The following is a 23,517-nucleotide window of genomic DNA, read 5'->3' on the forward strand; positions in this document are numbered from 1 at the left end:
GATGTTCACACGAAAAGCCTGCAGATTACTCAAGTTCGGCCATCAGCTTAACCAGATGTTCAACGGCTTTTTGCTCGTCTTCACCTTCTGCGGAAAGGGTAACAACAGTGCCTTGCGTCAGGCCAAGGGTCTGAAGTTTGAACAAACTTTTCGCGCTGGCACTTTTTCCGTTAGAGGTGACGGTAATTTCGCTGGTAAATCCTTTGGCTTCTTTAACAAACTGAGCCGCAGGACGGGTGTGCAGGCCATTCGGAGCGGTAATAGTAACTTCTTGCTGGAACATTCTGTTTTCCCCAACTATGGTTTGGATTCGTGTTGTGGAACTAAAGTTTAGTGTATTTACCGAACTTTAGTCTGTTAGGTCAACCCCATTTATGTTACGGGGTCGCCTTTGATGCGGCAAGGTACGACGAAACGCCTTCCTTGAATATATACGCCAAATAGCACCGTATTCCAGCCCAGTGTCTGATGACGTTGTTGCCTCTGTGGTAAAAAAATGCGGACATTGCAATCAGCGGGAACAGGGTACGATGTTACGGTTATTAATTTCGCGCATCAAAATAATTGTTCGGTTAAATACTAAACCTGGACCAAAAAAGCAATCATTGATGGGTATAAACTTTGAACCCTACCACAAAAAAAGCACCTGTGAAGGTGCTTTTATGCCGTCAATGTAACGAAGAATTACTGCTGCAATTCTTGTTCTGTGAACAGATCGGCAAACAGCGCCGTACTGAGATAGCGCTCGCCGGAGGAGGGCAGAATCACCACGATGGTTTTGCCTTCAAACGCGGGATCCTTCAGTAAATTCAGCGCGGCAGCCACGGCAGCACCGGAAGAGATCCCGGCCAGAATACCTTCTTCTTCCATCAGGCGACGCGCGGTTGAAATCGCGTCCTCGTTAGAAATGCGCTCCACGCGATCCACCAGAGACAGATCGAGGTTACCGGGAATGAAACCGGCGCCGATCCCTTGGATCTTGTGCGGGCCAGGCTTGATTTCTTCGCCTGCCAACGCTTGGGTGATCACCGGTGAATCAACGGGTTCCACCGCGACAGTGGTAATAGCTTTGCCTTTGGTGTTCTTGATGAAACGGCTGACGCCGGTCAACGTACCGCCCGTGCCAACACCGGAGATGAACACGTCCACTTCACCATCGGTGTCTTCCCAAATTTCCGGGCCGGTGGTTTTTTCGTGAATTTCCGGGTTAGCCGGGTTGCTGAACTGTTGCAGCAGCAGGAAGCGGTTCGGGTCGCTGGCAACAATCTCTTCTGCCTTGGCGATGGCCCCTTTCATGCCTTTCGCACCTTCGGTCAGTACCAGTTTGGCACCCAGCGCTTTCAACAGTTTGCGCCGCTCAATGCTCATGGTTTCTGGCATGGTCAGGGTTAATTTGTACCCGCGGGCAGCAGCGACATAGGCCAGAGCAATCCCGGTGTTACCGCTTGTCGGTTCTACCAGTTCAACGCCGGGTTTTAATACGCCGGGTTTTAATACGCCGCGTTTTTCCGCATCCCAAATCAGGTTCGCGCCAATACGGCATTTAACGCTGAAGCTGGGGTTGCGAGATTCCACTTTTGCCAGAATACGTCCATTGCCGATACGGTTCAGACGAACCAGCGGCGAGTGGCCGATGGTGTAGGAGTTATCTTCATAGATTTTGCTCATGGCCAGTCCTTATAACTGTATGAAATTTTTACCAACAAGATAGAGCATACTCACTCCATCCTTTCAGGGAAGGAAAGAATTGCTATATCGTTATGTTCTTAAGAAATATCTTTTCATTACAGTCGGAAAAAACTATCGCACTCCCGCTGATACCGAGAGATGACGATACCTGTCTACCCACAATGCGGTTGCGCCACAGACGGCGACTGGCATCACCACCAAATTCAGGAACGGCACCAGCGTAAACACACTGACCAGCGCGCCGAACTGCAAATTGTTGAGTTTATGACGCCGCAACGCTTCGCGCATGGTGGGAAAGCTGATTTTGTGATTGTCGAAAGGATAATCGCAATACTGAATGGGCAGCATCCAGGCGCTAAACCCGAACCACAGCAAAGGGGCAACGGTTTGCCCGATACCCGGGATAAGATACAGCAACAACAGCACCACGGCGCGCGGCAGGTAATAGGCGAGCTTTTGCACCTCGCGCTTCATGATACGCGGTATATCTTTGACCATGCCCATGACGCCGCTGTCCGGCAGGGCCTTTCCGGTCAGTCGCGCCTCAAGCTGCTCGGCCAGCAAGCCGTTAAACGGGGCCGCGATAAAATTGGCGATGGTGCTGAAAAAATAGCCGAATACCAATAGGATAGAGATGACGGCGAGCGGCCACAGCAGGTAGCTTAACCATTGCAGCCACTCTGGTACATGGCCCATCAGCCGGGCAATCCAATCACCCATGCGGGAAAACAGCCACCAAAAGGCCCCGCCCATCAACAGGATATTGAGCAGCAGTGGAATGATGACAAAACGCCGTATGCCCGGCAGCGACATCAGTTGCCAACCTTGTGCGAAATAGTAAATGCCTGAACGCGCCGGCGTAGCGGGGGACGGGGTTACCATGACATCCTGTTCCTCATTGTGGGGTTATCCGGATCGTTGGTACGATCGGAGTAGTTTGTGTGATCTGCATCATATCGGGATGATTTTCTGCTGACCAGTGACCCTTTGGACGAAAAAAAAGCAAAAAAGTGCGCCCGGTATATCTTTATTCCTATAAAATACTGTGCAGGCTTGCACTTGTGTACGCAGGCAAATAGAGTTAGGGGTATGAAAAAGTTGCCGCGGTGGCAATAAATTGAATTAACTGGGATAGCAATGATGCAGGACTTGCGTCTGATATTAATCGTTGTGGGCGCGATCGCTATAATTGCGCTACTGCTTCACGGCTTGTGGACGAGCCGTAAAGAGCGTTCGTCCCTTTTTCGTGACCGTCCGGTGAAGCGCCTTAAGCAAAAGCAGAAGCGGGAAGAGACTGCGCCGCTTGAGGAGCTTGATGAAGGGGTCGGCGAAGTCAGAGTCACGCGGACGCGTGCGCAGGAAGAACCGGCATTGGGGTCGTTCAGTGAGTCTGCGCCGCCGCCTGCATCCTCATCGCCTTTCGCTTCTGCTGCCGAACACGTTCGTACCGATTACGATCCGCTGTTAGGCGCGACTACCGCGCCGCAATCTGCTCCTGAGGCGCACATCGATCGCATTACGCAGGATACTCGTCCTGCACATGCCGCGCCTGTGTACCCAGCCTCTGTAGAACGCACCCCACACGTTGAAGCGCAGGACGCAGAGCAAGAGTTGTCCGAACAGGATGCTGACCAAGTGCAAAGTGCAAGCAACGCCGCGCAAGAAACGGTGCTGGTTCTGCACGTTGCTGCTCATCAGGGCAGTATCATTGGCGGTGAGGTACTGTTGCAAAGCGTATTGCAGGCAGGCTTCCAGTTCGGTGAAATGAATATTTTCCATCGCCATGTTAACCCGGCGGGTGCTGGGCCGGTGCTGTTCAGCCTGGCCAACATGGTGAAACCCGGCTCTTTCAGTATCGACGATATGGCCGAATTCTCCACGCCGGGCGTCTCCATTTTCATGATGGTGCCCTCCTACGGTGACGCAAGCCAGAATTTCAAACTGATGCTGCAATCTGCACAGCGTATTGCTGATGACGTCGGCGGTGTGGTTCTGGATGATGAGCGTCGTTTGATGACGCCGCAGAAAGTTGAAGCCTACAAGGGCCGTATTCGCGATGTGCTGCGGGCTAATGGGTAAACGTGATTGTGTAACCGCAAAGCCTCCTCTATGGAGGCTTTTTTTTTAGGGGATAGGGTGGGCTGACGTGGCAAGTAGTAATGGGTTAAAGCAGGATCTGGGGGTGGTTCAGGGCGTGGGGCTACTATCCACTTCGCTACTGGGAACCGGCGTGTTTGCGGTGCCAGCCATTGTGGCGCAACTGTCGGGTAATGACAGCCTGTGGGCCTGGCCGCTGCTGATTGTGTTGGTGTTTCCGATTGCCATTGGCTTTGCCGCGTTAGGGCAGCATTTTCCCAATGCCGGTGGCGCAGCTCACTTTGTCAATCTGGCATTTGGCCCACGTCTGGCCCGCGTGACCCGCTGGCTGTTTCTCTCCGTGATCCCCCTTGGCTTGCCCGCTGCGCTGCAAATTGCCGCTGAGTTTTGGGCGCCGTTTATCGGCCACAACAGGGTGGGCATCTTGATGGTGCAACTGTTGACGCTGGTCGCCATTTGGCTGCTCGGGTCGCGCAGTGCGGGTTCAAGCGCGTCCATTCAAACGGGCATTGCCGTGTTAGTGGTGCTGTTGGTCGCTGCCATTTGGTGGGGGGGAGAGATCAATCCCACGCATATTGACTGGCCTGCACTGAGTACCCTTTCTTGGCCGAACACCTTTGATTCACTCGCCGTGATGTTTTGGTGTTTTGTCGGACTGGAAGCGTTTGCTCACCTCTCTACCGAGTTCCGTAACCCTGAGCGTGATTTTCCCCGTGCCTTGATGATCGGCATGTTGATTGCCGGTATCGTCTATTGGGGCTGTACCGTCGCGATTTTGCAGTTGAACGTCTATGGCAGTGATATCGCGCCGACCTCGCTGCTGTTGAGCATCGTCGCAGATTTGTTTGGCAACGAATGGATCTATTGGGGAGCTTGCCTGATTGGCTATCTGGCGTGCTTTGCCAGTGTGAACATTTATACGCAGGGCTTTGCGCGACTGGTGTGGTCACAGGCAGCGCCAGGGAGTCGTTTGGGGCGGCTGTCTCGGGCCCAGGTTCCCCTGAGTGCGCTGTCGGCGGTGGTGCTGTGTAGCATGGTCTGTTGCCTGCTGATTTACTGGCTGTCACTGCCATTATCGACGTTGATCGTTTACGCCAACGGCATTTTTGTTTTGGTTTATCTGCTGTGCATGCTGGCAGGGTGTCGATTGTTGAAAGGTCGGGCCCGCCTGATGGCGATTATTGGCAGCGTGTTGTGCTGCGCACTGCTGGTGATGGTGGGGGCTAAATCGCTCTATGCACTGATTATGCTGGCAGTGCTGTGGTGGGGGTTACCGCATAAGTCACAGCAGCTGGCGGCAGAATAATCGCCGTTGCACCGGCCTTTGGGAGTGGCCGGTGCCCGCGATGAGGGATACCGCCTATGAGGGCTGCTGTTCAGACGTAGCCGTTTTGTCCGCGTCCAGCTTGGCTTCCAACTCGCTTAAACGCTGTTCCAGCCGCGCCAGTTTTTCACGTGTGCGCAGCAGAACCTGCGTTTGTACATCGAACTCTTCGCGGTTTACCAGATCAAGCTTGGTAAACTGTGCTTGCAGAACCTGGCGAATTTTTTTCTCGGCGTCTTCGCCCAGTTCACGTATGCCTTTAGGCATGGATTCATGCACCTGACGTGCAATTTGCTCAATCTTTTTCGGGTCAATCATGCCGTTTTCCTGCTCGGTTTCTGTCATCTGTACTGTCAGTGTAATGCGTGAATGAAAAGGGATAAACCAAAACTCGTCCTGTAATGCTTTGTGTCGGATTTTTAAAGAAAATTTTTACCAATAGGCTAGGGGCTGTTGACAATTAACACAGCCAGACGAATGCAGCAGCGAGCGCAACGAATGATGCGAAGCGTTTTGAGAGTTTGTCGAAGCGTGTAGCTACGCGTCGAAATTGCTTGATACGGCAAAAGAAACGTTCGATCAAATTGCGTGAAGCGTAAAGATGTTTGTCCAGTGGGCGTTGCTCACGGCGATTCTCTTTGCTGGGGATGACAGCCTGAATGCCTACCGACTCCAGATATTGTAGAATCACATTCGTATCGTAGGCTTTGTCTGCAGCCAAGCTTGAAGGTTTCAATTCACCAAGTAAAGGCAATGCTTCTCTGGTGTCGCTCTTTTGACCACCAGTCAAACTAAAACGGGCAAGCATGCCCAGCCCATCAACCAGAGCGTGAATCTTGGTTGTCAATCCCCCGCGAGAACGACCAATCGACTGGTCACCGTTTTTTTGGGAGCGCCCGCTGCATGCTGATGAACCCGTACGATAGTGCTGTCGATGAAGATTTCCTCGAAATCGGCATCGCCCGCAAGTTCAGCAAAAACGGAATGCCATATTTCTGCCCGTGACCATCTGGCAAAGCGTTTGTACACACAGTTCCAGAGTCCGAAATCGGGTGGTAAATCTCTCCATGGGCTTCCAGTTCGGGCGATCCATAAAACCGCTTCGACAAAAAGCCGATTATCTGCTGCTGTTCGTCCCGGCTCCGAATCCTTTCCCGGCAAAAACGGGCTAATCCGTTCGTATTGGTCATCACTGAGCATCAATCTTGGCATTCTGCTTTTCCAAAAAAGACAGAATGTAAACAGATTCTTTTACAAAAAAACAGGTTCTTGGCGATGATTGTCAACAGGCCCTAGCTCAGACCTGATCTGACAGTTACCGGTTATTTATACAGGTGTCTGTCAGATTAAATCTGGTTCAGATTCTTTTCTGCCCAGACTCGTTTTCCATCAAGTAATGTTGCCATTGGCGTACGCCCGCAGCACATTTTTCCCTGATGAGTTCGCTCATTATTGTAATGCCACAGCCCGTTGTCCAGATCCGTCTGAAGGCTTTCCAGGTCCCCGTATAACTTCTTGCGGAACGTAACCTGATAAAAATCCTGCAAAATGGTTTTATGGAAGCGCTCACAGATGCCGTTTGTCTGCGGAGACATCGCTTTGGTTTTCGTATGGTCGATATCGTTGATAGCCAGATACAACTGTAAGCGTCTCATTTAGACCGTCTGTGCAGAGGGCTCCGGTTCCGGGAAAATAGTGTCCATCATTTTTAATGGACACTATCGCGTGAAACACCGGACATGGCTCCTTGAGGCACTCCGCCTCCATTTTGAAGAAAAGCTGCCGCGCATTGAGGCGGGGCGCCGGTTAGGCATTCCCAAATCTACAGCCTGTGATCTCTTTGTCCGCTTCCGGAAGGCAGGTTTGTCATGGCCTTTGCCGGCACGAATCAACGCAAGAAAGCTGGATAAACGACTTTACCGGCAGGACTCCCGAAAATCCCCCACTCTGTACCCGGTTCCCGTCGAAATACCCGCTGCCCGTAAGAGGTCGCGCCGGCCCAACTTCCCACAGGACTTCAAAATCTCCCTGGTGGAGCAGTCGATGCAGCCCGGCGTCAGCGTGGCACAGCTTGCCCGCGAAAATAACATTAATGACAATCTGCTGTTCAACTGGCGGCGTCGTTATCAACAGGGGCTGCTGGTTGCACGGACAGAAGCTCCGGTCATGCTGCCCGTGACGCTCACTGCTGAATCAGATCTCGATCTGGCTCAGACTCCCCCCATCCAGAGCGATTACGCCCTCTGCTGTGAGCTGGTTCTTCCCGCCGGGACGCTTCGTATCAGCGGAAAGCTGACGCCAGAGCTACTGCAGATACTCATCCGGGAAATGCAGGGAGGGTGCCGGTGATATCACTCCCCGCGGGCTCACGCATCTGGCTGGTTGCCGGCGTGACCGACATGCGTAACGGCTTTAACGGCCTTGCTTCCAGGGTGCAGAACATGCTGCGGGACGACCTGTTCAGCGGACATCTGTTCATCTTCCGCGGTCGCCGCGGCGATATGATAAAGGTGCTGTGGGCAGACCGTGACGGCCTGTGCCTGTTCACTAAGCGCCTGGAGCGGGGACGCTTCGGCCAATTCCCACACAAAATGCAACAAAGTGACCCACTGGCCAGACCTGGATAAAATCACCGTTCTGGCCCTACTGGAGAGCCCGTTGCATGCAGGGAAAACATCTGACTCAGAAAGAACGCTTCTACATCGAAAAACGACGTGATAATGGGGTTAACCAGTCCACCATCGCCAGGGAACTTGAGCTTCCACGCTCTACCATCAGCAGGGAGCTCAGACGCAATACCGACGCCGCTTTCAACGGTGTCTATTCCTGCAGAAGGGCGGAAAACCTGGCCAGAGGGCGGCGTCAGAAAGCACGGCCGGACAACGTGGAACCGCACATTCAGGACGTTATCTTGCAAGCTTTGTCTACACACCTCCCCTGAGGTCATCAGTGAACGTCTGCTCCTGGAATTTGGCCTGTCGGTCAGCAAGAACTCTCTCTATCGTTATATCCAGCAAGAGCGCCAGGCCGGGGGAGACCTGTACCAGCAGCTCCCGCATCGGGGAAAACGGTATAACTATCAGACCGACCAGACCAGGCGGGGTCCTATTCCCAACCCCCAACCGTGTTGGCATTGAGCACCGGCCTGCCGCAGCGGACCTCAAAAAACAGCCCGGACACTTTGAAATTGATACCATTTTTGGTAAAGATCAGAAGTCATTTCTGCTGACGCTGGTCGATAACGCCGTCAAGCTGGTCATTATTCGCAAACTGCCCAACAAGCGCGCAGAGAGCGTGGTAGCGGCTTTCAGGGACATCGTCGCCAATACCTTCTGCGATTTTAAAACCCTGACCGCCGACAACGGTTCTGAATTTGCCCAGCACGAGCAGATAACGAAAATCACGGGGGCACCGGTCTACTTTGCCCGGCCGTATCATCCCTGGGAGCGTGGATTGAATGAGCATACCAACGGGCTGATACGGCGTTTTTACCCCAAGGGAACAGACTTCAATCAGGTCACCCATCGCAAGATTGCTGCACTTGAACATCTGCTCAACACGCGAGGGAGAAAATCACTTGGCTATCGCTCTCCGAATGAGGTATTTTTAACGCATTTACAGGCGGCTTAATGCCCTACCGTTTTGTGGCGTTTCGACTGGGAATTAGCCCCCCGCGTATGGATGAGCCGGAGCGTCGGGTTACCGGTGCCAGATCAGCATAGGCTGCGAGATGTGCGGCAGAGGCGAAGGCGCGACAGGCGACCTCAGTGAGGAGTCTGGCTGCGGTCCTGACACCGACTCCGGGCATGCTGGTCAGGACCGGGTAAAGAGGGTGAGCAAGAACCCGCTGTTCCACCTCAAGGGCCACCTCGTTTCTTTGCTTACGCAGAGTTATGAGCTGGAGTGCCAGACGTGGCAGAACAACGACAGCAGCATTCGTGCCCGGAACGACGACGGTTTGCTCGGTCAGTGCCTGGGTGATATCTGTAGCAAGGCGTTTTCCCAGACGAGGTGCGAGTTTGCAGAGCTGGGTTGCCAGCTTCTTCTCACCCAGCGAAGCGAGTTTTTCGGGTGAGGGATATCGCTGGAGAAGATCGAGTACTGCCGGATGCTCCAGCCGTGGGCCGAGGACGCGTTCCAGTGCCGGATGTATCTGGGTCAACAGGTCGCGGATACGGTTGCTGGCCTGCGTTGTCTGTGCGGCAAGAGCATCATCGAAGCCGCAGAGCATGGAGAGTTCGGCGATTTGCTCGTCAGCCAGCTTTAGCGTGCGTAGCGCGTGAGGCAGGGTACGGGCAGCCTCGGAGATGATAGCCGCATCGCGGGCATCGGTTTTGGCTTCACCGGCATGTAAGTCGGCGATGCGGCGCATTGCCAGCCCGGGGAGGTACCCGACAAGGACGCCTTCAGAGCGGGCAACGGCGACAGGTAACGCGCCGATGGTGGCTGGCTGGTCAACAACCAGCAGTATCCGACCATGCTGTTTCAGGTCAGATATCAGTGACCTGAGTTTGGTTTCGTCGTTGGGTAATGCTTTATCGAACAGTCGCTTACCGGAACAATTAACGGCAACAGCGTGATGTGTATCTTTACCGACATCAACGCCAATAAAGACCTGGACGGATTCGTAATCGCTGGATTCGGTCATTCTGTCTCCCTGTTTATACGGGTTAACCAGATAACCATGGGGAGCGGGTACCGGCATCCACGTTACAGACGGTCCCGGCAAAAGTGCCTGACCTGACCCCTATCAGCGGTTACCAACGCCCCACCAGACCCGGTGACATCACCCCCCGGATCATGGACGACTGGGGGCAGTAATCATGCCGGGTCTGGCTGGCTAACACCCCAGTATAAGGGGTTCGAATAAAGTAACGGGGCTTTTGTCATGCTGACCTCGCGAGTGATTGAACAGACTGAGCAGCGTTGGCCATGTCATTGACCGTCTGAGCACCCTGCTGTAGTTGCTGAACCTCTGCCGCCTGCTGTTGTGCCGCCTGTTGTTGCTGCATGATTTGAGCCACTTCATCTTCACTACGCAGCCATTTGGCCGGTGCACCAGAGCCACTGATTGTGTCGCGGATCATGCTGTTGATATCCACATTGACAGCGCCAGGTGCTTGTTCAATCTGAGCAGCACCCAATAGAATCTGCGCCACTGCTTGAGACTGTCCTTGCTTCTCTTGCCCCAAAGCAGCCTGTAGAGGGCTCTCAAAGGTGAACTGTACATCTTCACCCTGAAGCGACTGCGGGATATCGTAGATCAAGCCAAAGGCCCCGCACGCATCAACTTACTAAACGTCATGTCACAAAGGTCACCGTTATATTCCGGCTCCATTGGGGCGAATAGCGGGGTTGCTTGCCGGATGTACTCTTGCACGCGCTGGCTGACCTCATACGCCGTCATGCCGCTGGTATTGGGTAACGTCAGGCTATTGAGATAGAACGCCTGGTGGATCATGTTGCGCACATCATCACGCATGGGCGTTGTTGAATAAATAGATATTATGCTGCGCAGCCATAAAGGCTGCGGATTCCCTTAACGTAAAATCAGTATGTTACACCCAGAGCTTGGTGGTGCACCCCGGGGTGAGCAGCATTTTCGTCCAAAAAAGGCATGTCAGAACAGCATTATTCCCTATTATTCAACAAAGCCGTTATGCCCTGTAAAACCCCTAACCGGACACGATCCATGACACCCTATGTGGCACTTTCTACCGCGTTCCGTAGCCAGATTGGCAAACTCTGGTCAATTAATTCTGAGCTGCCTCAGTCTAAGGCTGCACAAGCTCTCGCTGATGAAGCCTATCGCTCTGGACTGCTTAATGAACCCCGGAAGTTGTCTGGAACTGCCCTCGCGGACTGGGGACGCTCGGGTAAGATCCCCGCCTGGGCCGCGCTAAGCGCGCTACGTTTACTCATTAATAGTGGTTGGCGGCCAGCAAGCAATGTCGATTGGGCTGGCATGACGTCGTTACTCTTACGATTAGATAAAAAGCTCGACACTTCCACCGGCGCAGTGCTTGATGAGCTTTTGGCTCTCCTGCCACCTGGGTTAGATAAAAATATTGCCGCCGGTTGGTTTTGCGCAGCAATTGAGGAGCACAAGAATTTCGTACACGAAAATGTGCAGCGATGATGCCTGGTGCCGCTAACGTGGGAAATGCGCTGAGATGGAAACGATGAACGTGACTTGATCACGAGAAAAAAGTTAGCTCAATCTGGCCTTGGGGAGATCTTGCCAGCGCGTGGTATAAGCTGGGGAAAGCATATCTCGTTTCATGGCCCAGCTATTATCTATTCCTTGGCCTGCAAACCAGACTTTACCCAATCCTGAGCGGTTGATGTTGTCAATCGCAAGCATTAAGGCTTCGCTTTGCAATCGCGGCTGTATCTGATCAAACAGGTTTAGCTGGGACACGCCAGTCGGCGTAAAATTATTCAACATGATGCCGCCTTTCGCGTAGCGGTACCCATCGCGCCAAATATGATCCAGTGCTGTGACCGCTGCGGCGATAATATCACGTGTGTCCTGCGTTGGTACGGCTAGGTTCTGGCTGGTCTGATTATTGTAGTAAGGCTCTTTTGCGGCAAAAGGTGAGGTTCTGATGAAGACAACAATATGGCGGCAGTACTGGCGCTCTTGTCGCAACTTTTCAGCTGCCCGTTCGGCATATTGACAGACAGCCTGGCGCATCTCTTCATATTCGGTGATGCGGGTGCCGAAGCTTCTACTGGGTCTGAGGTCCAATCGTGTAAAAAACCACGTTAAGAAGATAATTCATTGTTTAAATTGAAATTTAATGACCTCAATTCTCCCTTCAAAATATCTTCCGGCAGGGTAAACGTATAGTGCCCCAGCATGTTGATATGACCGTGCATCAGTGGCGAAAGCCGGGCAATATGCTCATCCTCTGGCGTCTCGCCTGTTGAGCGAAGGTGTGAAAGCGCCTCCTGCATATAAAGAGAATTCCACAGTACTACTGCATTAGTGACCAGACCAAGGGCACCCAACTGATCTTCCTGCCCTTCACGGTAGCGCTTTCTGATCTCTCCACGCTGACCATAACAGATGGCTCTGGCTACAGCATGACGGCTCTCTCCCCGGTTGAGTTGGGTCAGGATACGACGACGATAATCCTCATCATCAATATAATTAAGCAGATACAACGTCTTGTTGACTCGTCCAACCTCCATGATGGCCTGAGCCAGCCCTGACGGGCGGGTACTCCTGAGCAGGGAACGGATAAGTTCCGAAGCATGGATCGTGCCCAGTTTGAGGGAGCCGGACGCCCGCATCATTTCATCCCAGTGGCTTTCAATCTTTGGCAGCGCCACACATCCCCGAGCCAGTTCATCCAGTACACCGTAATGGGAATTTTTGTCTATCCGCCAGAATACGGCCTCACCGGCATCCGCCAGCCGGGGCGAAAACTGATACCCCAGTAGCCAGAACAGGCCAAATATAATGTCGCTGGCTCCGGCCGTGTCTGTCATTATCTCTACCGGATTCAGGCCGGTCTGTTGTTCCAGTAGCCCTTCCAGGACAAAGATAGAATCCCTCAGCGTCCCGGGGATAACGATACCGTGGAATCCGGAATACTGATCGGAAACGAAGTTGTACCAGGTGATACCGCGTCCGGAACCAAAGTATTTTCTGTTAGGGCCTGAATTGACGGTTTTCACCGGGGTGACAAATCGCATACCATCCGCTGAAGCTACCTCGCCGCCGCCCCAGTGGCTGGCAAGCTCCAGCGTGGACTGAAAATCAACCAGCCGGGCATTAGCGCTGACCAGCGTTTCTGCCCGGAGGTAATTCTGTTTCACCCAGCTGAGACGGTGGCGAGTCAGTGCCGGGATATTGTGCTTTATCAGCGGTTCATGCCCGATATTACAGGCCTCAGCCAGCAATACGGCACACAGGCTGACGTTAAGATCCTTTGCTCTCGCTTCAGATTCACTGACGTGCGTAAACTCACGGGTAAAACCAGTTCTGGCGTCGATTTCAAGCAACAGCTCAGTTAAATCCACCGGGGGAAGGAGCTGTTTCACCCGGCTGCTGAGTTGTGTCAGCGCGGATGGCTCATTGAGTTTTTCCAGACTGCCGATAGTCAGGGAGGGATATTTGCCTTCATGGCACATACCTACAGCATCATTGCTGTGAAAGCGTGCGGACACGGCTTTCCAGGTCTCATCCAGCTGGTTCGCCATCTGCTCCGTGGCTTTTCTGCCATCGGTGGGGTGCCCCAGCGCACGACAGACTGCGACACGTTGAGCCTGCCACTCTTTGCCATGAAGCAGCTTCTGACGCGGATCGCCCCAGCGCTCGCTGTTTTCCAGCCAGATATCACGACGCCGCAAGGCATCCTGAAGACGCTCCAGCAGGCACAGTGAGTAACCAGCGCGTTGTATCCGGCCCTCCGCATCGTATACGAGGCGTTTCCAGGGGCCAGTGATGATATGCTCAGGCGCATCATCGAGGATGCGCTTTTTCGAGCCGATCAGTTCTGCCAGGTAATGGATTGCGGCCAGGGGATGCTCACCGTCGGGCGCAGAGCTAAAGTGCAGGTCGCGCAGTAGCGCGGGAAGGAAACGCTTTACTCGTCCGTACTGCTCCACCATTTCATCCTGAAAATTCGTGTCCTGCGGACGGGCCAGCTCGTTAACTTTATCAACAGACTCCGCAAGCCTGGCGACCGGAACGCTTTTGAATATGGTCTTTCGCAACGTACTTTCGTCAGTATTTTCATCAAGCAAAAGCGCACAGGCCCGCGCCAGCAGCAGTGCTGCCCGATCGAGATCTTTCAACGTCCTGAGCCGCTTTTTCTGTCCCGTTTTCTTCGCCTCGCGGGCGATGTCCAGGATCAGCATATCAAGCACATCGACGGCGTCATCCAGCGCGGATATTTCCTGCGCTTTAACAAATGCGGTCAGAACCGCCAGCCGCCGCACCTCAGGCATTCTGGCGATATACTTGGCTGACGTCATTCCTGCGTAGCGGGCCAGGTTACGTAATTGTATGGCCGGGAGGCCACTGAAATTCAGCCGTGAAAACTCCAGGTTTCTCAGTCGGGTATAGCGTTCCAGCGCTTCTGTAAAAGACGGGCCGCTGACCGCCACAGGACCTTTACGTAGCTGCTCCATAACCGACACCCGCTGCCCCTCGGGGACCTCAAGTAAACACGCCAGTTGTGCTGTCTGCCAGCTGTCAGGCAGCGATGCCAGTTTTCGCCACAGGCGACGATTTGCCCGCTCCCGTATTTCACCAATAATTCTTGTCAGCGTGGAGGCAGCTGGCAGTAACACTTTGTACTGAAGTAACCATGCTGTCGCAAAATCAAACATCAGACCGGGCCGTTCATTGCTGAGCCAGACGCGGACATACAGAAGACGTTTCAGCCTGAATGTCCAGGGGAAATCACCAAAATCATGATAGCCGTAGTGCTGCCTGATCAGGGCATGGTGTTCCCAGCGTGTATTATCCCTCTGTGCGTAACGGGAAAGGATTTCCGGGCGGGGAATGCCTAATTGCGCTGCCACATAGAATCGTACCCCGTCAGGGATCTGCATGAGATCATGCAGAAACGTTCCCAGAAAACGGGCGGTGGTGAGCTGAAGGGCAATTCCAAGGCGGTTATGTCTGCCCCGGCGCTGATTAACGAAATCCAGATCGCACTCATCAAGATGAAAATACCTCGCCAGCTGAACCTCATTTGGCTCGGCGGCATAACAACCATAGCTCTGGACCTGGCTGTCGGTCAGAAAATCAACACTCATCCGCAAATCCCTTTTTCGTTCATTATTCCATAATATTTTTGATGGTATCAGATATTATAAATTTTGAGACTGCTCAAAATGGCTTCAAACATGAGTATCAAAAATCGCGATTTATACTTTATGATACTATGCAGTATTAATATCGATTTGTGAGACCAATATGGCATTACTGGGATATGCAAGAGTATCAACCAGCCATCAGAAACTGACGTTGCAGATCTCTGGGCTGAAATCTGTAGGTGTCAGGGATGACAGAATTTTTACTGACATGATGTCGGGAGCCACGGACGAACGTGAAGGGCTACAACGGTTGCTTGCCCGTGCGGAAAAAGACGACATCATCATTTGTACAAAAATGGATCGGCTTGGCCGCAATACAGCGGACATGATCCACATTGTTGACGTTTGCTATAAAAAGGGGATCGCTATTCGTTTTCTGGATAATGGTCTCAGTACTGAAGGGACTATGGGTAAAATGGTTATACAGATACTTGCGGCCGTAGCAGAAGCAGAGCGAGAGCGTATTTTGGAGCGAACTAATGATGGTCGGGTAGCTGCCATGGCTGCGGGGATTAAATTTGGTCGCAAGCCCCATCAAAAATCGGCAATGGCACAGGAGCTTATCCAGCAGAAGATACCAGGTAAAGGTGTGATGGAGAAAACTGGAATTTCCCAGGCTACCTATTATCGCCTAAAAAGGCTTAAAGAGAACAAATAGTAAGCTATTCGGAATGTTTAAGCGTACACTGAGATCCAACGTCTCTGCTGGATAAAAGATATGTCTATATTTGATAGCTTTAAGATGTTTCGTGACAAATCAGTAGATGTCACATGTCCTAAATGTTCTCGCATAGCTCAACAGCATACTCATAAATTAAGAAAAAAAATGACGATGGTCTGTCCTCATTGTGGGCATTATTTTCGGGGTGGGGAAGATTAGAGATGATGTGCATATTTATGAGCAATAGTTGAGTGCTATTTGAAGCTAAATATTTCTTTTCCATTTAACCAAGCGTACTCTAATTATTAATATTGCATATGTTATTTTCATGAGTGCATTGTGATTAATTTATGAGGGGGTTCTACATGATTGCATATTTCATGCTGATTCATCGTTATCCGAAACAATTCAAGAGATTATTTAAATCTATTTATCATGAAAAAAATTATTATATAATACATATTGATAAACGTGCCGGTAGAAAAATATTTGATGAAATAGATTTATTTTTGGGTGATTATGAAAATGCATCAATATTAGAAAGCAAAGAAGCTATATGGGGAGGGTATAGTTTGGTTGATGCCCAGTTGCGTGGTATTGAAAAGCTTGTAACCAGTGGTGGAACATGGGACTATTTCATAAATCTAAGCGGTCAGGATTTTCCATTAAAAAGTCAGGAATTTATTATGGAGTATCTTAGTGCATTTGATTGCTGCGAATTTATAAAAGTAGTTAATCAAAATTTGATTAGACCAGAAACCATGCACAGAATAAAAGACTATGTAGAGGAGATAGATGGTGAGTTGGTAATATCTACTACATCTAACAGAGATTTTTTGACAGGGGTTACGCCATATATAGGTAATCAGTGGATGATACTAAGTAAGGATTTTTGCGAATTTATTACCTATAGTCCAGAACTGGCAGTTTTTAAAGAATTTTATCGCAATACATTAATTGCAGATGAAAGTTTTTTTCAGACTGTATTGATGAATACTACATTTAAATCCAGAATAATTTATGATGATAAAAGAGAAATTGACTGGATTGAGTCAAGTGATATTAAGTTGCGCCCTCGTGATTTCTTGACTAATGATTCGAAAATGCTATTAAATAGTAAGAATTTATTTGCCAGGAAATTTGATGAGAATATAGATGGCGGCATTCTCACTATACTTGAACGCAGCATTAAGCCGTCTGTCATTAGCGCTATATTATATTGAGAGTCTTTATCTCATTCCAACCAGTCACTGTAAATGACTGGTAAATAATGGGTTAGAGTAAGCTTTCGCACTGCTGACCCTGGAACCAATTAAAGTCTGCCGTTAATACGTTGATTGTCTCTGAGTACATCAATTGCGGTCTGCATCGCAACTTTATTATCTCTTCTTTTTTGCTTTTTCTGCATCACCTGCAGATATTCGAGCAGCGTCCGGGTATTAATCGCTCTGCCCTGTTTACCAACAACCAGCACGGCTTCACCAAGGATGATTTTCACTGGAGGCAATTGAGCCGGGTACCAGTCGAGGGTGTCTTCTGATTTCATCATTAATTTCTCATGGAAGGGCATTCTATCACAGATAAGGTTTTTATGCCTGAACTGAAATTACCATCATCCCTTGTTCGATTAAGTAAAGGAATTCATTGCTATTTTTTACCGTTCAGCAAAATATGCCGCCTCTAGGCAATACTGGCACCAATTGAAAGAGTAAACAAAACCTGTCTTCTTTATTATCTCTAAATATGTTCAAGAAATGCACTTAGCGTAAGTTATCATTTCGTTGGATTTTCCTCACATAAAACTAAATTTTTCAGGTGGTTAATTGCTTAACGTGGTTTTTTACACGAGTGGACCTCAAACCCCGCATCCAACTCTCCAGAGCGGAACCTACATTTCGGCTAAATCGTTCTTCGATGCGCCATTTTTTTGCGTATATGACTTATCAACATAAAACTGCAAGAGGTTATCTCTCTTAACCAACACCCGGACGCGTTAAAAAGCGCAAATCGGCCCGGATTTAAAGCGCAATGATCCTTTTAAACCCCCACTCGATCTCTCTATTAAAAACATATGTTTTCTCTCCATTAAAAAAAAACCTATTCAGAAGCTGTCCTGTGGACAGCAATAATGACCGCCCTTTCAGCGAGCTACGCTCGCGACGGTTCGGATAAATGGTCGCTATGCTCCCAATAGTTAGCACCCGCCAAAGGCGGGCAATAGCTTCAGCTAACCCATAACCATCTATTGCGTCAAAAATGACTTCGATTCTGAGCTATTAAGCCTCTAAACGGCTGTTCCCGCTGGTCACATCCGTTAAGACCCCGGAAATCACGCTCAGAACGTCGCATAGCGCCGTCCTGACCGCTCACCGGGGCTTCGGCCTTAACTTAGAAACAAAATCGCTGTGAGAACGTTATGCTTTGCAGGGAGGGGGGTTATTCGGTTCATTTTCAATGGCGTAACCGGCTGCGCCGGGTTCAGGCGCGGATATAATCACAGAGCTCTATGTGAGAACCTTGCCGCGCCTCCATGCGCTACGCGCATACCCGGACAGGCTGCGCACTGCTCGCCAGTCTTACGTACGTTTTCGGGGTAATGGGAGCGAAGCTGCAATATGACGACATTTGTGGTATACAGGAGTGAAATCACCAGCATCTTCTGATAGTTACAGATATCGGAGTACATATGGATAACTGGCAGGATAAAACTGAATGGAAAGATTTCTGGTTGTTGACTCCTGAGCAAGTTCCCCTGTTGTCTGGTATGACCGATAAGGGCCGTCTCGGATTTGCCATTCAGTTGAAGTTTATGGAGATGTACGGACGATTTCCTTCGTCAGGCAAGGATGTCAGCATGGATGTTATTCAGTATCTTGCTCAACAGCTCGGTCTTTCTGGTGATCTTTTTTCTTCATATGAACCACTGGATCGGCAGGGGTTGCGGCATCGCCAGACGATCCGAAAGTTACTCGGCTATCGCCCTTCTGCTGACAGTGATCTCCGGCAGCTTTTCGACTGGTTGTGCGCTGAGGTTTTACCCCTGGATCCGAAAGCACACCACGCACGGGAAGCTGCTTTTGACTGGTTTCGCGAGCAACGCACAGAGCCTCCTGCAAAAGCACATCTTGAGCGGGTTATTCGTTCGGCAACATACCATTATGAAGAGACTCTTTTAAGCTCTATTTACAACAGACTCACCGACAACCATAAATCTGTAATCAAGAAATTATTACCCGACAAGAAAAAAGAAACAGATGATGACTCTGATAATAAAGAAAATATATTCAGCATAATAAAAAAGGAGCCGGGAAAACCCAGCCTCGATAATATTCTCTTTGTTATTTCACAACTCACAGCCCTTGATGAACTGGGGCTGAATGCTGATTTGGTCCGGGGCATACCACCCAAATTTATTGAAATATATCGTCAGCGCTGCGCTGCCGAATCCGTCAGGGAAATCCGGCGCCACCCGGTCAGTATTCGTTATCCCATGATTATCATGTACTGCTGGCGACGTCGGCAACAGCTGACCGATGCCCTGACTGAAATGCTGATGCAGTTGATCCACAACCTCGGAACGCGGGCTGAAAAGAAAGTGGATAAAAAACAGTTTGCGGCTTTTAAAAAAGTCAGAGGAAAAGCAAAATTGCTCTTCCGGATGGCTGAAGCAACAGCGGATCAACCTGATGGTGTCATCAAAGAGGTGGTTTATCCCGTTGTTGCACAGCGAACGCTGCAACGTCTTGTGGAAGAGTTTAATACGCTGGGAAGCGATCCTGAACTTGAAGTCCATGAGTCTATCCGGGCATCTTATGGTGCTCATTATCGCCGGATGCTGCTCCCCGTGCTGGATCAGCTTGATTTCCAGTCCGGTAATCACCTGTACCGTCCCGTGATTGACGCTATTAATAATTTCAGTACGTTTAACTGATGATGAGTATCAGCCTTTTAAAGATCTGCTGGAGCATACGGAAATCGGCAAGTCAGAATTTTTCCGCGCGCTAATTCTCAACCGGATTGCCTCGCTTCCGTCTAAACCAAAAGTAACTACAGACTACAAGCGTTGCTTATTTTACTTAGCTAAAACAAGCAACAACTTTAACCAGATTGCGCATCGTCTGAACACTGATAATGCTAAAGGTATTATATCAGAAACCTTATATAAAAAATTACTCAATGCGCTTATTGGTATCAGAGAAACCTTGCAGGATATAACTAAATGATCACCCGGTATGGTGGCGGCAATGACGGGATAGCCGAGTATCTGGAGAGCGGCAGAAAAGCTGAAAGGGAATATACCCGTGACGAACTGGATCATCGTCTGATACTGGACGGCGATTTGCAAACGACGAATAAAGTTATTCATAGCATTGAGGATAAAGGGCAGGAGCGTTATCTGCATATTACTCTTTCCTTTAAAGAATCGGAGATAAGCGACGAAACGCTTAAAGCTGTCACGCAGGAATATAAAACGTTATTTATGAATGCTTATCATGAGGATGAATACTGTTTTTATGCCGAGGCGCATTTACCCAAGATAAAAAATCTGGTTGATAACCGTACGGGAGAACTGATTGAACGAAAACCACATATTCATATTGTGATCCCAAGAACAAATCTTGTAACTGAAAGGTCTATGAATCCAAGAGGTGATTTAACAAACTCTAAAACACAAGAGCAGTTAGATGCCATTCAGGAGCATATCAATAACAAATATGGGTTGATTAGCCCGAAAGATGGCGTTCGCGTGAGTGATGAAAATTATGCTAATGTATTATCTCGCGTTAAAGGCGACTTATACCGTGAGCGAAACAATGAAACCAAACGTGAGATATTTTCCAGAATAACCAGTGAAAATGTCAAATCGGCTGATGAATTTAACAACCTACTAAAAAATTACGGTGACGTTAAAATTCGTAATGAAGGTAAACCGACTGAATATTTCGCAGTGAAATTTGAGGGTGATGTTAAATTTACCAATCTCAAAATCCCATTATTCAGCCGTAGATTCATCGAAAGTCGACAATTACCTCTGGTAAAGCCTACGCCAGATCAAACAGAACGGAATCTCAGTACATGGCTGGATAAGGCCAGCCATGAAATTAAGCATATCTTTCCTAAGTCTGAAAAGCTACGGAACGTATATAAATCTATGAATGCCTCAGATAAAGCGGCATTCCTACATACCAGGATTGATGACTATGACAAACAATACAAACTTGACAAAAAAAATACTGAACGAGCGCGAGGACGGACGAGCAGTAACAAGTTTAGTCCTCAATCAGCTACCAGACTTGATAGAATTAAAACAAGAGTTGGCCTGCCACATATGCCCCAACGCGGTCTGGTTCGAGGAATCAGCGGTAGGGGAAAACCGCCCGAATCTGTCAGTATATTGTCGCATAATGAACAGTATAATCTGGCAGAGCGAATGGAAACCCGACAACATTCTGATGAAAAAATGCGACGGGATTCTGATAGACGACTCACAGAACGAGGAATAAAAACAGTTGAGCTGTCCTCCGTTCTGCATGAGTCTCTTTATAAGAAGCTTAATGCTGATGCGGAAAAAAATGAAATCCAAATTATGTCTGGTATACGCCGTGATATTGACCATGAACGATTCTTATCCGCAGCCTCAATAAAATACAACATTAAGACCGAAGACCACGCAGTTAGTCATGCTAAAGATGGTTCCCCCCGTTTTGCTGTCGAGAAAAGGAATCTCAATGCCTCAGACTTTCTGACTAAATATCTTAATTTATCCTGGAAGGATGCTAAAGAGTTCCTGCTTGAAACCTATTCTCAACAATTAGAAAATAAACCATTCGAAAAAGGAAAAATCACATCAAAGCTAAACTTTGAACAATCGAAACAGCGGTTCTTGTCAATAAAAGAATCAAATAAATCTTTGCGTGAAGTTATACGATTTGAAAAAATAAACTTGTATAATGAATTGCGTGAAATGAGAAAGCAGCTCTTCTCTATTTCAAAAGAAAATAGGGAGGTTGCTAAGGGTTTACTGATATATAAAAAATTAACCACGCTTGAAAGACTAAATGATTTGTCGTCTCAGGGACGTGATTTCATTAGTCAGTACCATAAAAATTGGAATGAGGATAAAGATAATATGAAAGCTTTAGATAAACTTAAAAACTATCTCAATCATGAAGATGAAAATAGCATATCTCAGGCTGAGAATAATTTTTCTTTAGAAAAAGCTGTCGAAGCACAGCGGCGATTACAGGAACTTCAGAAAAAAAATAGTCGCTTAAAAGATCTGGTTATGGATAAGCGAGAAGATAAAATAATTTACCGTGATCAGAAAACGGAAGCACCTGTATTCACAGATAAAGGTGATTTCATCGTTTCAGGAAAAAGTCCTTCGAATGAAGAGATCGGCGTTATGCTTGAATATTCCCAGGAAAAATTTGGCGGTGTTCTCAGGCTATCTGGCTCAGATGAATTCAAAAAACAGTGTGCGCAAATTGCCGCTGAAAAAAATATGAATCTTATTCTGCGACCAGAGCAGTTCCAAAAAATAATGCTGGAAGCCAAGAACGAACTGGCGGCCAGCCGTGAGCAGGCACCTGTTGTTGAAAAAGAGCAAGCGGTAAAACAGGCAGAAGTTAAACAAGGTGTATCTGATCTGCAGCAATCTCCCGCTGAAACAAAACAGGCTTACAAAAATGATGTTATGGCCGTCAATGAACCGACCACCTACGTTTATTTTGTCAAATTCAATAATGACCAGCCTGATGCCGCTCCTACGAGTTTTTCTCGTCTTAAGGACGCCGCAGACATGCGAGACGTTAACGCTAACCTTCATGATGTGAATAAGCAGGATGCAGTAATTTATCGTGTGGATGAAAAGATTGCCGATCAGAAGGGACTCAGTGCCGCTATGAGTGATGCAGTTCGGGTTCCTCGTCATGAGATTGAGAAAGCGCAGGGGAGGGATGTGACTGAGCAGGACGGCCAGATCCTTAATGTGATCGATGAATACCAGCAAAAATTCACCTCAGAAGGGCTGATATTCGATCGTGGGAAAGCTGAAGGGGATTTACTCCAGAAGGAGATGACGCTCGATATTGCTTCAGAAAGGCTGGAACAAAAATTCTTGCTGGAGAAGGAGCGCCAAAGCGAGCAGGAACTCGATTCTGGACTTGAACATTAATTTGCCATGCAGATGCAGGAGACCAGTAAGTAACTTTTACCGAGCCGGGTATACTGCATCGTTATTCTCCCTCTGGATTATTCACGACGGAATTGAGCAGATCGACAAGCCTTGAAGCGTGTTCCCGGGCAAGCGTTTTTTGCTGCGCGATTTTGTCGGCATCCCGGTCGGCGTAGCTGATACCGCAGGTATAAACCGGCGCCAGCAGCTCAAGATTGCACAGCCTTGCCGTGGTCTCGAATGGAATAAGATACGCTTCAATGGGATGGCCAAAGAAACCGTCAGCGGTATAGAGCGCCTGTGGCGCCCCTGTAGTGAAGGAGAGGATCAGCTTTTTACCGCCCAGTTTCGCCGTTGAGCCATGCGCGAAGCCGTGGACAAAGACCTCGTCCAGCCAGTGTTTCATTAACCCGGGCAGCCCATACCAGGAAAAAGGGAACTGCCAGACAATCACATCGGCCCTGAGCAGGCTTTCCTGCTCCGCAGCGATATTGAATTTGCCGTCCGGATAGAGCCAGTCCAGACGACGAATTTCAGCATCTGGAAGGGCGCTCTCCACTTCATCAAGGATAGTGGCGTTGGCGACGGAATGGTTCAGCTCAGGATGACCTGAAATAACAAGGATATTTTTCATTTCAATAAGTTAAATGTCTTGGTGAATATTTAACCCAGTATAGAGTGACACCATTATTTTTTTTAGAGCAGTAAAGGCTCATTCACTTTTAGGCAAAA

Annotated in this window: 20 protein-coding genes and 6 pseudogenes; 13 read left to right on the plus strand and 13 right to left on the minus strand. The window is 49.2% G+C overall.

Translation table 11 applies throughout. The annotated features are described in order from the left end of the window. Window positions 1-25: 25 nt before the first annotated feature. The 3 genes from ptsH to cysZ all read right to left on the minus strand — a co-directional run bounded on the left by ptsH (window position 26) and on the right by cysZ (window position 2,571). Window positions 26-283, minus strand: coding sequence for a phosphocarrier protein Hpr (ptsH, locus tag K6K13_RS04350; protein ID WP_002913505.1), 258 nt, complete (start codon window positions 281-283; stop codon window positions 26-28). Window positions 284-684: 401 nt separating this feature from the next. Next, window positions 685-1,668: a cysteine synthase A gene (cysK, locus tag K6K13_RS04355; protein ID WP_222159700.1), complete on the minus strand. Its 984-nt coding sequence runs from the start codon at window positions 1,666-1,668 to the stop codon at window positions 685-687. A gap of 132 nt (window positions 1,669-1,800) precedes the next feature. After that, a complete protein-coding gene (gene cysZ, locus K6K13_RS04360; RefSeq protein WP_222159701.1) occupies window positions 1,801-2,571 on the minus strand; it encodes a sulfate transporter CysZ in 771 nt (256 codons plus the stop codon). Window positions 2,572-2,826: 255 nt separating this feature from the next. On the opposite strand from cysZ, the gene zipA reads away from it, so the two are divergent. Both zipA and yjeH read left to right on the plus strand, forming a co-directional pair. Next, a complete protein-coding gene (gene zipA / locus K6K13_RS04365) occupies window positions 2,827-3,768 on the plus strand; it encodes a cell division protein ZipA (RefSeq protein WP_222159702.1) in 942 nt (313 codons plus the stop codon). Window positions 3,769-3,835: 67 nt separating this feature from the next. After that, on the plus strand, window positions 3,836-5,092 hold the full coding sequence (yjeH, locus tag K6K13_RS04370) for an L-methionine/branched-chain amino acid transporter (RefSeq protein ID WP_222159703.1): 1,257 nt from the start codon (window positions 3,836-3,838) through the stop codon (window positions 5,090-5,092). A gap of 54 nt (window positions 5,093-5,146) precedes the next feature. Here yjeH and ubiK read toward each other — a convergent pair whose 3' ends face one another. From ubiK to K6K13_RS04385, 3 genes and pseudogenes are all read right to left on the minus strand, one after another. Next, on the minus strand, window positions 5,147-5,428 hold the full coding sequence (gene ubiK / locus K6K13_RS04375) for a ubiquinone biosynthesis accessory factor UbiK (RefSeq protein WP_196908581.1): 282 nt from the start codon (window positions 5,426-5,428) through the stop codon (window positions 5,147-5,149). Window positions 5,429-5,570: 142 nt separating this feature from the next. Next, window positions 5,571-6,322 (minus strand): IS5 family transposase gene (locus tag K6K13_RS04380; RefSeq protein WP_252120419.1). Its coding sequence is split into 2 segments (ribosomal slippage): window positions 5,571-5,989 and window positions 5,989-6,322, totalling 753 coding nucleotides; the frame shifts between segments, so codons are not numbered across the junction. A gap of 134 nt (window positions 6,323-6,456) precedes the next feature. Beyond that, window positions 6,457-6,753, minus strand: a pseudogene (locus tag K6K13_RS04385) (integrase core domain-containing protein); the annotation flags it as partial. Window positions 6,754-6,805: 52 nt separating this feature from the next. Here K6K13_RS04385 and tnpA point away from each other — a divergent pair. From tnpA to K6K13_RS04405, 4 genes and pseudogenes are all read left to right on the plus strand, one after another. Then, a complete protein-coding gene (tnpA, locus tag K6K13_RS04390) occupies window positions 6,806-7,459 on the plus strand; it encodes an IS66-like element accessory protein TnpA (RefSeq protein WP_222159704.1) in 654 nt (217 codons plus the stop codon). Beyond that, a pseudogene (gene tnpB / locus K6K13_RS04395) lies at window positions 7,456-7,683 on the plus strand (IS66 family insertion sequence element accessory protein TnpB); the annotation flags it as partial. The gene tnpA and the pseudogene tnpB, both read left to right, overlap by 4 nt. Window positions 7,684-7,772: 89 nt before the next feature. Next, entirely contained in the window at window positions 7,773-8,051 is a 279-nt protein-coding gene (locus K6K13_RS23695; protein WP_222159706.1) for a helix-turn-helix domain-containing protein, read from the plus strand. 8 nt (window positions 8,052-8,059) lie between these two features. After that, window positions 8,060-8,740, plus strand: a complete 681-nt coding sequence (locus K6K13_RS04405) for an IS30 family transposase (RefSeq protein ID WP_222159707.1) — start codon at window positions 8,060-8,062, stop codon at window positions 8,738-8,740. A 10-nt stretch (window positions 8,741-8,750) separates the two neighbouring features. Here K6K13_RS04405 and K6K13_RS04410 read toward each other — a convergent pair. The 3 genes and pseudogenes from K6K13_RS04410 to K6K13_RS04420 all read right to left on the minus strand — a co-directional run. Next, a pseudogene (locus K6K13_RS04410) lies at window positions 8,751-9,758 on the minus strand (IS110 family RNA-guided transposase); the annotation flags it as partial. A gap of 238 nt (window positions 9,759-9,996) precedes the next feature. Further along, a complete protein-coding gene (locus K6K13_RS04415; RefSeq protein WP_222159708.1) occupies window positions 9,997-10,377 on the minus strand; it encodes a portal protein in 381 nt (126 codons plus the stop codon). Then, a complete protein-coding gene (locus K6K13_RS04420) occupies window positions 10,374-10,592 on the minus strand; it encodes a portal protein (protein ID WP_222159709.1) in 219 nt (72 codons plus the stop codon). Before K6K13_RS04420 ends, K6K13_RS04415 begins: the two co-directional genes overlap by 4 nt. Window positions 10,593-10,802: 210 nt before the next feature. Between K6K13_RS04420 and K6K13_RS04425 the strand changes: the two genes are divergently transcribed. Then, window positions 10,803-11,249, plus strand: a complete 447-nt coding sequence (locus tag K6K13_RS04425; RefSeq protein WP_222159710.1) for a hypothetical protein — start codon at window positions 10,803-10,805, stop codon at window positions 11,247-11,249. 72 nt (window positions 11,250-11,321) lie between these two features. On the opposite strand, the pseudogene K6K13_RS04430 reads toward K6K13_RS04425, so the two are convergent. Further along, a pseudogene (locus tag K6K13_RS04430) lies at window positions 11,322-11,846 on the minus strand (DinB/UmuC family translesion DNA polymerase); the annotation flags it as partial. A 32-nt stretch (window positions 11,847-11,878) separates the two neighbouring features. Beyond that, the gene (locus K6K13_RS04435) at window positions 11,879-14,887 is read right to left on the minus strand and encodes a Tn3 family transposase (RefSeq protein ID WP_222159712.1); all 3,009 of its coding nucleotides are present in this window, start codon (window positions 14,885-14,887) and stop codon (window positions 11,879-11,881) included. Between the two features lie 160 nt (window positions 14,888-15,047). Between K6K13_RS04435 and K6K13_RS04440 the strand changes: the two genes are divergently transcribed. The 3 genes from K6K13_RS04440 (at window position 15,048) to K6K13_RS04450 (ending at window position 16,831) form a co-directional block, all read left to right on the plus strand. After that, a complete protein-coding gene (locus K6K13_RS04440; RefSeq protein ID WP_222159713.1) occupies window positions 15,048-15,605 on the plus strand; it encodes a recombinase family protein in 558 nt (185 codons plus the stop codon). Between the two features lie 60 nt (window positions 15,606-15,665). After that, window positions 15,666-15,827, plus strand: a complete 162-nt coding sequence (locus tag K6K13_RS04445; protein WP_222159714.1) for a YnfU family zinc-binding protein — start codon at window positions 15,666-15,668, stop codon at window positions 15,825-15,827. A 146-nt stretch (window positions 15,828-15,973) separates the two neighbouring features. Then, window positions 15,974-16,831 carry a beta-1,6-N-acetylglucosaminyltransferase gene (locus tag K6K13_RS04450; RefSeq protein ID WP_222159715.1) on the plus strand — a complete coding sequence of 286 codons (858 nt, stop codon included), beginning with the start codon at window positions 15,974-15,976 and terminating at the stop codon, window positions 16,829-16,831. A gap of 89 nt (window positions 16,832-16,920) precedes the next feature. On the opposite strand, the gene K6K13_RS04455 is transcribed toward K6K13_RS04450, so the two are convergent. Beyond that, a complete protein-coding gene (locus K6K13_RS04455) occupies window positions 16,921-17,154 on the minus strand; it encodes a YnaE/YdfK family cold shock protein (RefSeq protein WP_222160961.1) in 234 nt (77 codons plus the stop codon). A gap of 1,218 nt (window positions 17,155-18,372) precedes the next feature. On the opposite strand from K6K13_RS04455, the pseudogene K6K13_RS04460 reads away from it, so the two are divergent. The 3 genes and pseudogenes from K6K13_RS04460 to K6K13_RS04470 all read left to right on the plus strand — a co-directional run. Further along, window positions 18,373-19,515: pseudogene (locus K6K13_RS04460) on the plus strand (DUF4158 domain-containing protein); the annotation flags it as partial. Beyond that, window positions 19,505-19,831 carry a plasmid mobilization protein gene (locus K6K13_RS04465; protein WP_222159717.1) on the plus strand — a complete coding sequence of 109 codons (327 nt, stop codon included), beginning with the start codon at window positions 19,505-19,507 and terminating at the stop codon, window positions 19,829-19,831. The pseudogene K6K13_RS04460 and the gene K6K13_RS04465, both read left to right, overlap by 11 nt. Then, a pseudogene (locus tag K6K13_RS04470) lies at window positions 19,828-22,176 on the plus strand (LPD7 domain-containing protein); the annotation flags it as partial. The gene K6K13_RS04465 and the pseudogene K6K13_RS04470, both read left to right, overlap by 4 nt. A gap of 670 nt (window positions 22,177-22,846) precedes the next feature. On the opposite strand, the gene K6K13_RS04475 reads toward K6K13_RS04470, so the two are convergent. After that, window positions 22,847-23,419, minus strand: a complete 573-nt coding sequence (locus K6K13_RS04475) for an NAD(P)H-dependent oxidoreductase (RefSeq protein WP_222159719.1) — start codon at window positions 23,417-23,419, stop codon at window positions 22,847-22,849. Window positions 23,420-23,517: the final 98 nt, after the last annotated feature.

The organism is Symbiopectobacterium purcellii (assembly GCF_019797845.1).
In the GTDB taxonomy this organism is placed as follows: domain Bacteria; phylum Pseudomonadota; class Gammaproteobacteria; order Enterobacterales; family Enterobacteriaceae; genus Symbiopectobacterium; species Symbiopectobacterium purcellii.

Excerpts from the sequence above, each read along its gene's own strand:
- K6K13_RS04445 (WP_222159714.1), top strand. The coding sequence starts at position 15,666 with ATGTCTATATTTGATAGCTTTAAGATGTTTCGTGACAAATCAGTAGAT.
- K6K13_RS04475 (WP_222159719.1), bottom strand. The coding sequence starts at position 23,419 with ATGAAAAATATCCTTGTTATTTCAGGTCATCCTGAGCTGAACCATTCC.
- K6K13_RS04455 (WP_222160961.1), bottom strand. The coding sequence starts at position 17,154 with ATGAAATCAGAAGACACCCTCGACTGGTACCCGGCTCAATTGCCTCCA.
- K6K13_RS23695 (WP_222159706.1), top strand. The coding sequence starts at position 7,773 with ATGCAGGGAAAACATCTGACTCAGAAAGAACGCTTCTACATCGAAAAA.
- cysZ (WP_222159701.1), bottom strand. The coding sequence starts at position 2,571 with ATGGTAACCCCGTCCCCCGCTACGCCGGCGCGTTCAGGCATTTACTAT.
- zipA (WP_222159702.1), top strand. The coding sequence starts at position 2,827 with ATGATGCAGGACTTGCGTCTGATATTAATCGTTGTGGGCGCGATCGCT.
- K6K13_RS04435 (WP_222159712.1), bottom strand. The coding sequence starts at position 14,887 with ATGAGTGTTGATTTTCTGACCGACAGCCAGGTCCAGAGCTATGGTTGT.
- ubiK (WP_196908581.1), bottom strand. The coding sequence starts at position 5,428 with ATGATTGACCCGAAAAAGATTGAGCAAATTGCACGTCAGGTGCATGAA.
- cysK (WP_222159700.1), bottom strand. The coding sequence starts at position 1,668 with ATGAGCAAAATCTATGAAGATAACTCCTACACCATCGGCCACTCGCCG.
- K6K13_RS04440 (WP_222159713.1), top strand. The coding sequence starts at position 15,048 with ATGGCATTACTGGGATATGCAAGAGTATCAACCAGCCATCAGAAACTG.
- K6K13_RS04450 (WP_222159715.1), top strand. The coding sequence starts at position 15,974 with ATGATTGCATATTTCATGCTGATTCATCGTTATCCGAAACAATTCAAG.
- K6K13_RS04425 (WP_222159710.1), top strand. The coding sequence starts at position 10,803 with ATGACACCCTATGTGGCACTTTCTACCGCGTTCCGTAGCCAGATTGGC.
- K6K13_RS04420 (WP_222159709.1), bottom strand. The coding sequence starts at position 10,592 with ATGCGTGATGATGTGCGCAACATGATCCACCAGGCGTTCTATCTCAAT.
- ptsH (WP_002913505.1), bottom strand. The coding sequence starts at position 283 with ATGTTCCAGCAAGAAGTTACTATTACCGCTCCGAATGGCCTGCACACC.